The sequence below is a fragment of the Halobacillus trueperi genome, from assembly GCF_003386945.1.
GTDB classification, from domain to species: Bacteria; Bacillota; Bacilli; order Bacillales; family Halobacillaceae; genus Halobacillus; species Halobacillus aidingensis.
Genome location: NZ_QUAE01000002.1, coordinates 78,619 through 90,888 on the forward strand (window position 1 = coordinate 78,619; position 12,270 = coordinate 90,888).

A 12,270-nucleotide genomic window follows, 5' to 3' on the forward strand; every position below is an offset into this window, starting at 1 on the left:
GCATAGATTTACTTGATCGACCCTTCTGTGATGCTTGAAATGAACCAGCGGTTGAAAATCAAGAAGATGATGATCAACGGAACAGTTGCCCAGAATACGCCTGAAAGCAGCATACCAAAGTCAACACGGAACGCGTTATTTAATGATGCGAGCGCTACTTGCAATGTGTAGGAAGCTGGGTCACGCAATACAGTGAACTGCCATAAGAATTCTCCCCATACAAGGGTGAATACGATGATTCCTAATGTTGCAAAGGCAGGCTTGATGATCGGAAGCACAATGCTCCGGAAAATCCTGAAGTTCGAACAACCATCAAGTTTTGCTGCTTCCATCAGCTCGTCCGGTACAGATTCACTGATGTATTGGCGCATTAAGAAGATGCCCAATGGATTCAACAAGAACAGGACACCTGCTCCAAGTAACGTATCCAACCATCCTAACTGGGAAACGAGATAGAACTGTGGAATCAAACCCAGTTGAGGAGGGATCACCATCGTCAATAGAATCAGGATGAAGAAAAAGTTTTTACCTGGGAACTCGAACTTCGCAAAGGCGAATCCAGCCAAAGAGCTGATCAATAATACAGCGAGCGTTACTGTGGTACATAAAAGGATCGTATTCCACATCGCCTGAAAGAATGGAATCGTATCCAGGACTTTCATGAAGTTATTTACAAGTTGATCACCCGGCAAGAGTGTCGGAGGAATCGAGTTGTAAGCGGCACTAGGCTGGGTCGCCATAACAAACATCCAATAGAATGGAAAAATGGATAAAATGGAAGCGATCCATAAGATGATGTAAACGGGAAGCGTCCCTTTTTTCAATCCTTTAGATTTTCTCATTTCGTAAACGCCCTCCTTTTCTGCTTACGACCGACTCCAGAAGTCAACCACGTATTCAATGCTGCGGCACCGACGATAATGATGAGCAATAATACAGCTGTTGCTGAAGCTGTTCCAAATGAACCTAAGTTGAAGGCGTCACGATAAAGATACATAACGACGGTCATAGCTTCATCTCGGTTGAAAGCGGAAGAACCTAAGAATACCGCTGGTTCAGCGAACAATTGCAGTGCTCCTACAGTAGACATGAAGACCGTCAGAATGATGAATGGTTTCAGCATTGGAATGGTAATGTGAAGGAATTGCTGAACCTTGCCAGCACCGTCGATGGTTGCTGCTTCATACAAGTCTTTCGGAATACTCTGCAGTCCTGCTAGATAGATGATCGTGTTGTAACCGACCCATCGCCAGAAAACCATTAAGGAAATCGCGATTTTCGCTCCCCATTCAGACGTTTTCCAACTGACAGGATCAACCCCGAATAGACCGATTACATAGTTCGCCAAAGCGGTCTCACTACTACTGAAAAACACACCGAATACTAAAGCTACGGCTACCATGGATGTGATGTACGGCATAAAGATCGTCACTCGGAAAAAGTTCGTGAAACGGATGACGGCCATGTTCAGGAAGTAGGCCAAAATAATTCCGACGATCAATTGTGGTGCTGTCCCCATTAAGCCGATGATGACGGTGTTATACAGGGATTTCCAAAACAAAGGATCCTGAAGGACGACAACAAAGTTGTTCAACCCTACGAAGTCCATCTCTCCAAGTCCATTCCAATCCTGGAAGGCCAAAACAATGCTGAAAACAGCTGGATAAAGACCGATAATTCCAAATATAATGAAAAAGGGTGCAATATATAAATATCCAGACAGCATATCTTTTTTCTTTTCAGACATTTGGGTAGTGGATTTTTTCACTTTTGAAGCTTGCTGACGTTTTTGTACATTCTCCACATGATTCCCTCCTTTATGTAGGAGGGCCGGATGGAATCCATCCAGCCCTTAAAACATTTAGCGACTCACTAAACCTTCAATACGTTCAACGGCAGCTTCCCATTCTTCTTTAGGATCTGCGCCTTCTTGAACATTTCTTAGAGCTGTCAATACTTCGTTGTTTACAGTTACATATTTCGGTCCTTTGTACACTTCAGGAATTTCTTTTGCCGCTTCCGCAAAGTAAGCAGCTGTATTCTGTCCGCCGAAATATTCATCAGAGTTGTTCACGAATTCTTCCATTTCGTACACTTCTGGAGCAGATGGGAACAAACCACTTTCTACGAAGGACTCTAATTGATTTTCAGGAGAAAGCATCCATTTAGCGAATTTGTACGCTTCTTCACTATGTTTCGTTTCAGAAGGAATCGCTACATAAGAACCTCCCCAGTTTCCGGCAAAGTCTGTTGGAAGTGTCGTCACTCTCCATTTACCTGCGCCTTCTGGTGCGTTTTCTGTCATGTAACCTTTCAACCAAGCAGGAGCCATCTCAACAGCAAACCCACCTTGGTTCAAGGCATTTGCCCATTCCGGCGTCCACATTTCGAATGACCCTACAACACCTTGTTCGTGAAGGTCTACAGCGTAATCATAAGCTTCTTTTACTCCGTTATCTGCTTCACCGATCAATAGTTCACCATCACGGTTGAAATAGCTGACTTCAAGAGCATCCATGTTTGCACGGAACGCCATTTCCATACTGTCTACCATTGGTTTTCCTGTTTTATCTAAAACGGTTGTCGCTGCTTCTTTAAATTGTTCAGGAGTTGAAATCATTTCACTGACTTTATCAGGATCTGTCGGTAGTCCCGCTTCTTCGAATACTTCTGTGTGGAAGTACATCGCTTTCGGTCCTATGTCTGTCGGTAAACCGAACAAGAAATCTTCTTCTCCATTTTCAGCCATCTTCCATTTCCAATCTAAGTATTGATCTTGTATCTCATCCGCACCTAAGTCGTAAAGGTTAACAAAGCGATCTTGCGCTTCACGGTAACGGTCCAGCTGATCGACCTCGATCATCGTCAAGTCCGGAGCGCCTGTGCCTGCTGAAATGGACGTGAACAAACTATCGTGGTGGTCGCCCAATTCAGAGTTTTTAATATTGATGGTTACATCTGGATTTTCTTTTTCATATTCCTCTGCTAACGCCTCATAGTTCGTCGCACCAAAAACCCAGAAATCCAAAGTGACTTTGCCTTCGCCTGAAGCCGATTCTTCATCGCCACTGCTACACGCATAAAGGAACATCGATAAGACCAACAACACAACGACAGATAAATTCTTTTTCACTTTCACCATTCCTTTCGTATTCCTGCCTAATTTCTCTTCCCCCCACATTAACGAAACCGGTTTCGTTAATGTTTAAAAAAAATCAATCGATTTATTAGGTTAGCTTGATTATATCGACAAATGTATCCGTTTTCAATGGTTTTTTTAAATTTTTTTACAATTAATCGTGTTTTTTAGTAAACCGGTTTCCTTAAATTTCTTATGGAGGATTTATTTCGTTTATTACATGGAGCAGTTCCTTAGACGGATTTCTTGTCATAAACAGCATGAAAGCGGATAGAAGGGGAATAGGGTTACTGTAAGCCAAAAACATTGAGGAGGAACGAAACATGTTATGGCTCTTACTATTGATTCCGATCGTATTGATTGCCCTTTCCATCTACTTCGCCCGAAAAAGAAAAGCTCAGCCTCATGTCAATATGGCAAATGAAAACAAAGAAGCCTTTGAAGAAATGTATTACGAGCAAGGAGCTGCCAAAAAATCAGCAGACCCTAAACATACGAAACCTTTTTAAAAGCACAGAAACGGAAGCTCTTCAGCTTCCGTTTTTTAATGCTCATGAGAAGAATGTTGACCGTCACCGAGCAAAAAGCTTTCCAGGTCCTCGATATGGGCCGTGCGGAAAACAATCTCCTCTGTATCTAAAACGATAAATTGCGGTAACTCCTCGATATTCAATAGTTTCTTGTAATCATAGGGTTCATCAGGTACTCTTTTTAGGATGTTGAAGGAATAGAGTCTGTTCTCCCATACTTCAGGATCACTGAACCTCTGGTTGATTTCGTTTTGAAACGCTTCTCCAGAATCCTTTTCACTCTTAAAAGCGAGAACACTATAACGCCCTTCCACATCTGAGGTTATCTCATCCATCAGCTTTTCTTTTTCAGAACCGCATCCTGCCAGAAGGACAAACATTCCAAACATAAAAATGAGAAACTTTCTCAACTTCTCTCCCCCTTATGACCTGAACGCTGTCGATCATCCTAAAATGAAGTCTCCTGATGTTCCGTCTTTATGTTTGTGAAAATTCCGTGGAATAATGGACGGTTCCTGAAACCTTTTCTAACGCTCCCCTTTTCAACTCCAAGGCCATGAAAGCTTCATCAGGAACTTCGAAAGGGGCTGTTATTCCGTACTGGGAGGCCGGTTGAAAACCGAATTTGGAATAATATTCCGGATGTCCAAGGACAATGACAGATTCATAACCCAACTCCCTCGCTTTTTCCAAAGAGTGCTTCATTAACGATTTGCCTATCCCTTGATTTTGATAAGAAGGAAGAACAGAAACTGGGGCGAGAGCCAAGGATTTCACAGACTCTTCTTCACCTATGCTTATCTTCGTTAACATGATGTGACCTAAGATTCCATCCTTTTCCTCTGCCACAAGAGAAAGTTCAGGGATATAGGGATCAGAATCTCTCAACCTGCCCACGAGTTGATGTTCGGTCTGGTCACTCATTTCCACGTTCTCAAATGCTTTTAAAATGACCTCTTCAATGGTTGAGAAGTCTTCTTTCTGTTCTGCTCTGATTTGCATGCTTTCACTCCTTCATTTCTTCACTCCATTGTTGATTCAATAGATGGTTGATCCCTACCGTCCGTTCGACATCCAGCACAAAGGCAATCCCTCTGCCCGGCTCATCCAGTCTGGCTCCTCGTTCAATCGCACGCAGAACTCCATCACACTTTTCTTTCACGATCAATGTCAGCACCACTTCTTTTTCGGGTTCAATTAATATATTAAAAAGTTTCGCTTTTTCATGTATACCTGTACCTCGTCCTGTGATGATGGTACCGCCCTCTGCCCCTGCCTCTTTAGAGGCGTCTACGACTTTTTCCGCATCCCCTTTATTGACGATCGTCACAATCAGATCATAGGATAAATTCTGTTTCTCCACCTGCATCACATCCTCACTTGCGTTTTGTTCTGGTTCAAGTCCCAGTCCGATCATATGATTGATGCCGCTGATATTTTTCGTATCGAGGACAAATCCTATGCCGTGCCTCGGTCGGTTCAATTTTGCTGTATCGATAATGGCTTCCATGACCGATTCATAAATGGAATTGGAAACGAGGGTTAAGATAACTTCCCGCTCCCTTTCTACTGGTATGCCGAGAAAACGCTTCTTTTCATCCATTCTGAAACCTTTACCAAAAAAGGTCGTTCCCCCCTGGGCACCTGCAAGAGTCGAGGCATGGACGACTTTTTTTGCTTTCTCTTTTTTAACGATCGTTACTATGAGCTTTTGTCCGGATTTGTTCTTTGTCATACTGCTCCTGCTCCTTTCTCCTGTAGATCACGCCTAGTGTAAGGACGGAAATAATCGGGGCCAAAGCGACGAGAGCCACCATTCCAAAACCGTCCAAAAGCGGATCACGTCCTTCTGTGACAGAGGCAATGCCTACGAATAGACTCAGTATAAAAGTAGCGGTCATCGGTCCTGTGGCTACTCCACCAGAGTCAAATGCGACCGAAGTGAATGTTTTATTTGAGAACCGAACGATAATCAAGGCGAACAGATAACCAGGGACAACAAAATACCATATCGGTATACCGATCAAAATGCGTACCATGGAAAGAGCGATCGAAAGACCGACGCCAAACGAAAGTGTATAGAGCAATAATTTCTGTGGGATATAGCCACCGGAGACTTTCTCAACCTGGTGTGTAAGCACACTGACCGCGGGCTCTGCATAAATGGCGACAAAGCCCAGGACAAAACCGATGGGTACAAGCAGCCAAGTGTTTTCAATGGTTCCCAGTTTCTCCCCCATCATGCTGCCAACAGGCAAGAAGCCGATATGGACCCCCTGCAAAAACAGAGCGAGACCTGCATAAGTCAAAATGAAGCCAACCAGGATGTCCTGTAACTTTTCCCATGGGAGCTTAAGAAAAACAAGTTGAAAGAGAAGGAATAAGAAGAATAATGGAATGAGCGCTGTCGCAACATCAAACAGGACGTGCCAGAAGCCTTCGAAAATTTTGATTTTCACCCATAAATCACCCCTAAAAGGAGAACAGATAAAATCGGACCTATCGAAGCTAATGCGACAAGACCAAACCCATCACCGGATGAGGATTTCCCACGCATGACAGCGGCCACACCGACACCGAGTGAAAGGATAAACGGCACCGTCAACGGGCCTGTGGTCACTCCGCCGGCATCAAAGGATATCGGGACGAAAACACTAGGTGTAAAGGCCGCCAGGAGAAAGACAATAGCATAACCACCTGCAAGTAAGTAAACAATGTTGATACTGAAGATAATCCGGAACATGGCGAGGGCGACAAACACCCCTACCCCGATCGCAACGGAAAGAATAAGAATGTCCATAGGGATCTGTCCACCAGAGACCTGATCCACCTGAGAGGAAAGCACACGGACATCAGGTTCCGCTATGGTCACTACAAGACCTAGAAGAAATCCGAAAAAAACGATCAGCCAGATTCTCTTCGTTTTAGACAACGCAGAGCCGATCATTTCTCCAATCGGTAACAATCCGATATTGACTCCGAGCAAAAACAACACCAAACCGGCCCCGACCATCCCTGCGCCGATGAGGAATTGGAAGAACATGTCCAACGGAAGCCAGACTAAAGTGAATTGAAGAATGGTAATGACAATCGTGATGGGGAGTATGGAGAGGACGACTTCAAGAAACGTCTCTTTAATATTATCCATCTAAAGCCTCCTAGGAAAGAGTTGAGGAGCTTGTATAAAGATGTTCCGTTTCTAAAAAGGTTTTCTGTATTCATTATATCATCAAAAGCATGCAATCATGATCAAGATCATAGACTTACCTTTTTCTCATGGCTCTCCGTTCAGCATAAGGGACACATGACCTGCAAACGAGCACCGCTTCTCCTTCGTCATTATAATACGACTCAGGGTCCACATCCCCCTTCTTACAAATCACACAAGACTTTCGTGTAAACAAGGACTTCAAATGTTTGAGCAAAGTCATCCCCGCGGCGTTCAGCCAAACTACATGGCAGTTGCACATAATCACGTCCCACTACGTTGAAAAAGATAGACAGCCCCACCGATGAAGGTGATAAAGCACACAAATAGCAACGTTCCAATGACGAGATCGTTCCGCTCCACAGGCTTTCCTTTTTCAAGAAAAGAATCCGCTGCTGTTTCCCCTTCACTCACGTAGGTGTAGGGAGCTTCCCGTTCCGCTTTTCTAAACACGCCCTCTCGTTCTTCAACGGCAATTACTTGTGTGGCAGGATGGCCGACGATTTTATAATAGGCCGTCCCTTTTTCAAAAACATTCGAAAAATTCCCTTCATACTGGTGCATATCCGAATAAGCGGTCACTTCTCCAATCTTCTCTTCCACTTGCACTTCTGCCCTCTCTTCTTCAACAACATAAATGAAACCGTCATAGACGACAAAAGGATAGGCCCATGAAGTGGCTGTAACCGTTGTAGATAAATAGAAAAATGGGAAAAGTAAACAACAGAGAGCAATCAACATTTGCCGCATCGTCTCCCTCCTTTCGAAAATAGACGTCTGAACATGGAATAAGTTTCAAACAGATTATTTTGAGACACGAAATACAGCTGATATGATAAGTGATGTCATACGAAGGAAAGGGTAATATTGCCCGCTTATTATAAAGTGAAATAGAAAAGAGGTTATCCTATGTCTGTACAAGGTTTAGCAAATACAAAATTCTCGGTCCTCGACCTTGCCCCTGTAATTGAGGGAGGAACACCGGCGGATTCTTTCCGAAATACGGTGGACCTTGCTCAACATGTTGAAAAGTGGGGATTCACAAGGTACTGGATGGCTGAACACCATAACATGCCTTTTATCGCGAGTTCCGCAACATCCGTTGCCATCAGTCATGTGCTGCACAATACGAACTCCATACGTGTCGGTTCAGGCGGAGTGATGCTTCCGAATCACGCTCCACTCATTGTCGCAGAACAATTCGGCACCCTTGAAACTCTGTTTCCCGGACGTGTGGATTTAGGCCTTGGACGTGCCCCAGGAACGGACGGAATGACAGCTCAGGCTTTACGGAGAAACTTAGACTCTGATCCCAATGAGTTTCCCGCGATGTTAGATGAATTACGGGGCTATTTTGCCGGAGATCATCATATTCGCGCGATTCCAGGAGAAGGACTGGACATTCCGGTTTGGCTGCTCGGCTCTAGTGGGTTCAGCGCACAACTTGCCGGCCAACTCGGACTGCCGTTTTCTTTTGCCAGCCACTTTTCACCGAACAACACGCGCGGCGCCTTGAACTTGTATCGTTCTAGTTTTCAGCCTTCTGAAGTACTTGATGAACCTTACGTCATGGTAGGCGTCAATGTCATTGCCGCAGATACGGATGAAGAAGCAGAAAAATTGGCCACGTCCCTGCAGCAACAATTCTTGAATCTCGTACGAAACACGAACCATTTGCTCCAGCCACCAGTTGATAACATGGATGAAGTGTGGACAGCACAAGAAAAGGCTGCACTAAGACAACAACTTGGCGCATCCATTATAGGAAGTAAAGAGACAGTGAGAGAACAATTAAAGAAATTCCAGGAAGAGACCGCAGCAGATGAAATGATGGTCATTTCACAAATCTACGACCACAGCGCGCGTTTACGCTCCTATGAAATTATTTCTGAGATTATAAATGAATGATTGCGAAAGCTTTCATCAGAAAAGAAGTCCCTCTGCGATCCAGAGGGACTTCCCTTTATATGACACATGTATAAAAAAGAAAGACAAAGACGCCTGTAGCGGTAAGAAAATGAAGAATCGAATAGGCTCCTTTACGCTTTTCGATTTCAACCATTCCTGTAACAAACATCAAGAAACCTAACATCAATAGCATGAAAGGCAAAACCCAAAAATCCTCTGTCCATAAACCATAGCCGCTCAAACTTAATACAAGCAATCCAAAAATAAATCGTATGATTGTTAACTTACGCAGACGTGACACGAGTATCATCCCACCTCCCCTTTCCACTTCAACCTCCCATAAATCCTACAAGAAACAGAGCGAGCACGGCACTCAACAATATTGAAACAGCCCAATCCCACCTTTTCGTAGTCTTGAACAAAATATTGAAGACGGAACTAATCGTTAAACACACAAAAAATGTAAAGAGTACCATAAAAATGCTGTACATCATATCCCCCCTATCTTATAAGCGATTGAAAATAATATTCCGCGTCATTCAACGCCTGACTCAATTCAATGGAAGCTGTAAACAATATGTAAATCGGAACACACAAAGCTGCGATGATGACCGGTAAAGATTCCTTAACCCCATGACTTCGCTTATTGAATAGGTAAAGGGTGAGAGTTGAGACGATGACAAAAAACACGCCCGTAATCCAGAGAGTAGACAAATGACTGTTTGCATTTTCTACACCTGTCCGGAATGATTGAAGACGATCTTCATTTTCTTCTGTTTCTATCACGGTCTGTATATTGTCTTTCCCTTCAATCAACCATGTGTATGTATTTTCCTCTTTGGTAACTTGATAATAATAACCGGCTGCTTCCTCCTCGCTTGTAACAAACGGACTGGAAGCCTGAACCGTTACACTTAAAAAAAGAAGCACGCAAAAGAATATGAGGATATCCCTATTCATTCAGCACCTGTGTTAACAAGCGAATGCCTTCCAAAACTTTTATATGATCCCATTCGTTTTTATTTTTCCTCGCATGAAGTAAAACGGGTCGAACCGATTCCACCGAGCGTCCGAATTCATACATCCAGTCGTATCGGGGCACCATCCATAAATGGAAGTGGTGGGTCGTGTCTTCGTTATAGAAATAATACACATTCTCGATCCCTAAAACTTCCCTTTGCGCTTTTCTTATCTTCGTGATGAACGTGATATAATCCTGTTGTTCTTGTTCCGTCAACTCATCAAGGCCTTTGATATGCCGTTTAGATGCTACGATGACTAACCCTCTGATTGGATAAGCCACATCCTGATGGGCGTGGAAATGCTCGGTTTCCGCAATGACTCCCCCTTCCGGTTCGACTTTACCGCTTGTCAAAGCACAACTGAGACAGTCCACTTCCACCGTGTCTCCATTCGATAATGTAATCGTACGCATACCATTCCCCCTTTCCACTTTTCCGTTTATATTATATAAGCTCCCGTTTGTGGAAGACTCAGTTTCGAGACTCTTTCGGGTTTCGTTACCGGGTTGAGCGTCAGGGGTGGTTGGGAAGCTACTCGCTTTCCTGTGGGGGAGTCTCGCAGCTTCCCAACCACCCCATTCGATATAGGTGCGTAACGAACCCCTTTGCCAAGTGGGATTTGTCTTCCACGATCCCACTGTTAAAAGCATAAAGCGCGTTGTATCGAGCTTTATGGATTCTAACAACTGAGCATGGGAGTTGATTCTTACAATTCCATCAAGCTGAATGGCTGCTTATTCGAGAAGTAGTTTGACGCACTAATTAGGCAAAGGGGCGGAGGGGGATGAGGAGACTCCTGTGGGAAAAAAGTGCTTGGTGAGACCCCACAAGGACGCAGTCCGAGGAGGCTCACCGCGCTCCCACGGAAAGCGAGTCATCCACCGCAGCCCCCATCCACTCGACAAAAGTCTTGAAACTGAGCCTTACACAACCCTGCCATATACTATAATAATTTTCACCTATGTTTAGTGGAGTTATATTAATTAAAATCGGAAATAAGACCGATTAACCTTGCAATCCCTTTCAATAACCAGACGACCATTCGGATGGGGAAAATGATCAGCTCAGGTAACCAAAGCAATAGTTCAAACAAAAAATCAAAAATACTGGATTTATCAGCATTTTGTCTGCTTCGTTTCAATACTTCTCTCTTGCTTTTCAACCATTGTCTCACACGGTCCACCTCCCCATTATTCCTACGGTTCTTATTAATGGAAGGTTTCATGAAAGAAAAAATTTCCTCGTTTTACCTCTCTTCATTATATACAAACTATGCCCATAAGAGGAGGTAGATGTTGATGGGAAAACGAACGTCACAAATGAACGCAGCGAAAACGAACAATAAAACACCGAAAGAAAGCCTGCCGATTGAAGAAGAAGTCGGTCACCGCACCAATAAGAATCGCCCCAAGCAAGAACCTGGAGCGAATGCATAAACAGTAAAATCCTGAGGAGTAGTCCTCAGGATTTTGTTTGATCTATTATGAATACCATTTGTGCCACATATGGTCATTCGCACCGCGGACGAAACAGTCAATCCGGTTTCTTCCCCATGATACAGCAGCTGGCGAAGAGCGCACGCCCCCTCTTGGGGCACCAAGGTTCTCCCAATTTCTCCATTGTCTACCGTCCCACCATTTATGCCATAGCTGATTATTGTCCCCACGCACAAAACAATCCAGGCGATTTTGTGCCCAGGAGGAAACACCAGGGGCACCATCAAATCCACCTCTTGGTGATCCCAAATCTTCCCACTCACTCCACCGTGTTCCGTTCCACCACTTGTGCCACATGACATCATTTCTTCCCCGGACAAAACAATCAATTCGATTCGGCCCCCAGGATACAGCTGTCGGAGAACTCCGAACGCCTCCTCTTGGCGCACCGAGGTTTTCCCATTGTCTCCACCTGGAACCATCCCACCACTTATGCCAAAGATTGTTATCGTCTCCCTGAACGAAACAGTCAAGACGATTCCTCTCCCAGGAGGATACAGCTGGTGAGCCATCAAATCCAGGAGGTGGAGAACCGAGATCTTCCCACTCTCTCCATCTTGAACCGTCCCACCATTTGTGCCACATCCGGTCACTCGTACCTCTTACAAAACAATCAATTCGGTTCGGCCCCCATGACACAGCCCCAGGCGAGCTTCTGACTCCTCCACGAGGGGCACCTAAGTCTTCCCACTCCTGCCACCTTGAACCATTCCACCATTTATGCCACAGACGGTTATCACTGCCTCTGACAAAGCAATCCAACCGATTTGCCTGCCATGATGAAACAGACGGGGACCCTCTAAAACCTCTTGGAGGTGATCCGAGGTCTTCCCACCTCTTCCAACTGTCCCTCTGAGGATTCAATGACCTATTTACCTGATAAGGATAAGCTTGGTAAGCCGGCTGCCCATAATAGCCCTGTTGATAAGGAGTGTATGGATACAGGACATTACCTTCCATAGGGTAA

The 12,270-nt window shown here is 44.5% G+C and carries 17 protein-coding genes; 3 read left to right on the forward strand and 14 right to left on the reverse strand.

Translation table 11 applies throughout. The features are described from left to right. Positions 1–8: 8 nt before the first annotated feature. The 3 genes from DYE48_RS02955 to DYE48_RS02965 all read right to left on the reverse strand — a co-directional run bounded on the left by DYE48_RS02955 (position 9) and on the right by DYE48_RS02965 (position 3,142). On the reverse strand, positions 9–842 hold the full coding sequence (locus tag DYE48_RS02955) for a carbohydrate ABC transporter permease (RefSeq protein ID WP_089651846.1): 834 nt from the start codon (positions 840–842) through the stop codon (positions 9–11). Continuing rightward, positions 839–1,747 (reverse strand): carbohydrate ABC transporter permease, encoded by a 909-nt coding sequence (locus DYE48_RS02960; RefSeq protein WP_089651894.1) that lies wholly within the window; start codon positions 1,745–1,747, stop codon positions 839–841. The genes DYE48_RS02955 and DYE48_RS02960 overlap by 4 nt, the downstream gene beginning before the upstream one ends. A 114-nt stretch (positions 1,748–1,861) precedes the next feature. Next, positions 1,862–3,142, reverse strand: coding sequence for an ABC transporter substrate-binding protein (locus tag DYE48_RS02965; protein ID WP_115822357.1), 1,281 nt, complete (start codon positions 3,140–3,142; stop codon positions 1,862–1,864). Between the two features lie 320 nt (positions 3,143–3,462). Here DYE48_RS02965 and DYE48_RS02970 point away from each other — a divergent pair, with 320 nt between their 5' ends. Beyond that, positions 3,463–3,648 (forward strand): hypothetical protein, encoded by a 186-nt coding sequence (locus tag DYE48_RS02970; RefSeq protein ID WP_115822358.1) that lies wholly within the window; start codon positions 3,463–3,465, stop codon positions 3,646–3,648. A gap of 35 nt (positions 3,649–3,683) precedes the next feature. Here DYE48_RS02970 and DYE48_RS02975 read toward each other — a convergent pair whose 3' ends face one another. The 6 genes from DYE48_RS02975 to DYE48_RS03005 all read right to left on the reverse strand — a co-directional run bounded on the left by DYE48_RS02975 (position 3,684) and on the right by DYE48_RS03005 (position 7,627). Continuing rightward, positions 3,684–4,079 carry a hypothetical protein gene (locus DYE48_RS02975; protein ID WP_115822359.1) on the reverse strand — a complete coding sequence of 132 codons (396 nt, stop codon included), beginning with the start codon at positions 4,077–4,079 and terminating at the stop codon, positions 3,684–3,686. Positions 4,080–4,146: 67 nt separating this feature from the next. Beyond that, entirely contained in the window at positions 4,147–4,671 is a 525-nt protein-coding gene (locus tag DYE48_RS02980; protein WP_115822360.1) for a GNAT family N-acetyltransferase, read from the reverse strand. 4 nt (positions 4,672–4,675) lie between these two features. Next, positions 4,676–5,404 carry a P-II family nitrogen regulator gene (locus DYE48_RS02985; protein ID WP_115822361.1) on the reverse strand — a complete coding sequence of 243 codons (729 nt, stop codon included), beginning with the start codon at positions 5,402–5,404 and terminating at the stop codon, positions 4,676–4,678. After that, on the reverse strand, positions 5,358–6,128 hold the full coding sequence (locus DYE48_RS02990; RefSeq protein WP_115822362.1) for a DUF1538 domain-containing protein: 771 nt from the start codon (positions 6,126–6,128) through the stop codon (positions 5,358–5,360). Before DYE48_RS02990 ends, DYE48_RS02985 begins: the two co-directional genes overlap by 47 nt. Then, positions 6,125–6,817 (reverse strand): DUF1538 domain-containing protein, encoded by a 693-nt coding sequence (locus DYE48_RS02995; RefSeq protein ID WP_115822363.1) that lies wholly within the window; start codon positions 6,815–6,817, stop codon positions 6,125–6,127. Before DYE48_RS02995 ends, DYE48_RS02990 begins: the two co-directional genes overlap by 4 nt. A gap of 324 nt (positions 6,818–7,141) precedes the next feature. Beyond that, positions 7,142–7,627, reverse strand: a complete 486-nt coding sequence (locus DYE48_RS03005) for a hypothetical protein (RefSeq protein WP_115822365.1) — start codon at positions 7,625–7,627, stop codon at positions 7,142–7,144. Positions 7,628–7,786: 159 nt separating this feature from the next. Between DYE48_RS03005 and DYE48_RS03010 the strand changes: the two genes are divergently transcribed. Further along, positions 7,787–8,785, forward strand: coding sequence for an LLM class flavin-dependent oxidoreductase (locus tag DYE48_RS03010; RefSeq protein WP_115822366.1), 999 nt, complete (start codon positions 7,787–7,789; stop codon positions 8,783–8,785). A gap of 55 nt (positions 8,786–8,840) precedes the next feature. On the opposite strand, the gene DYE48_RS03015 is transcribed toward DYE48_RS03010, so the two are convergent. From DYE48_RS03015 to DYE48_RS03030, 4 genes are all read right to left on the reverse strand, one after another. Beyond that, on the reverse strand, positions 8,841–9,095 hold the full coding sequence (locus tag DYE48_RS03015) for a DUF3953 domain-containing protein (RefSeq protein ID WP_147299262.1): 255 nt from the start codon (positions 9,093–9,095) through the stop codon (positions 8,841–8,843). A gap of 191 nt (positions 9,096–9,286) precedes the next feature. Further along, a complete protein-coding gene (locus DYE48_RS03020) occupies positions 9,287–9,745 on the reverse strand; it encodes a hypothetical protein (protein WP_115822368.1) in 459 nt (152 codons plus the stop codon). Beyond that, entirely contained in the window at positions 9,738–10,220 is a 483-nt protein-coding gene (locus DYE48_RS03025; RefSeq protein WP_115822369.1) for an HIT family protein, read from the reverse strand. Before DYE48_RS03025 ends, DYE48_RS03020 begins: the two co-directional genes overlap by 8 nt. A gap of 566 nt (positions 10,221–10,786) precedes the next feature. Then, the gene (locus tag DYE48_RS03030; RefSeq protein ID WP_147299263.1) at positions 10,787–10,981 is read right to left on the reverse strand and encodes a hypothetical protein; all 195 of its coding nucleotides are present in this window, start codon (positions 10,979–10,981) and stop codon (positions 10,787–10,789) included. A 124-nt stretch (positions 10,982–11,105) separates the two neighbouring features. On the opposite strand from DYE48_RS03030, the gene DYE48_RS21080 reads away from it, so the two are divergent. Continuing rightward, positions 11,106–11,243 (forward strand): hypothetical protein, encoded by a 138-nt coding sequence (locus DYE48_RS21080; protein ID WP_167449431.1) that lies wholly within the window; start codon positions 11,106–11,108, stop codon positions 11,241–11,243. A 45-nt stretch (positions 11,244–11,288) separates the two neighbouring features. On the opposite strand, the gene DYE48_RS03035 is transcribed toward DYE48_RS21080, so the two are convergent. Next, positions 11,289–12,263, reverse strand: coding sequence for a PLL family lectin (locus tag DYE48_RS03035; RefSeq protein ID WP_208639628.1), 975 nt, complete (start codon positions 12,261–12,263; stop codon positions 11,289–11,291). Positions 12,264–12,270 lie beyond the last annotated feature (7 nt).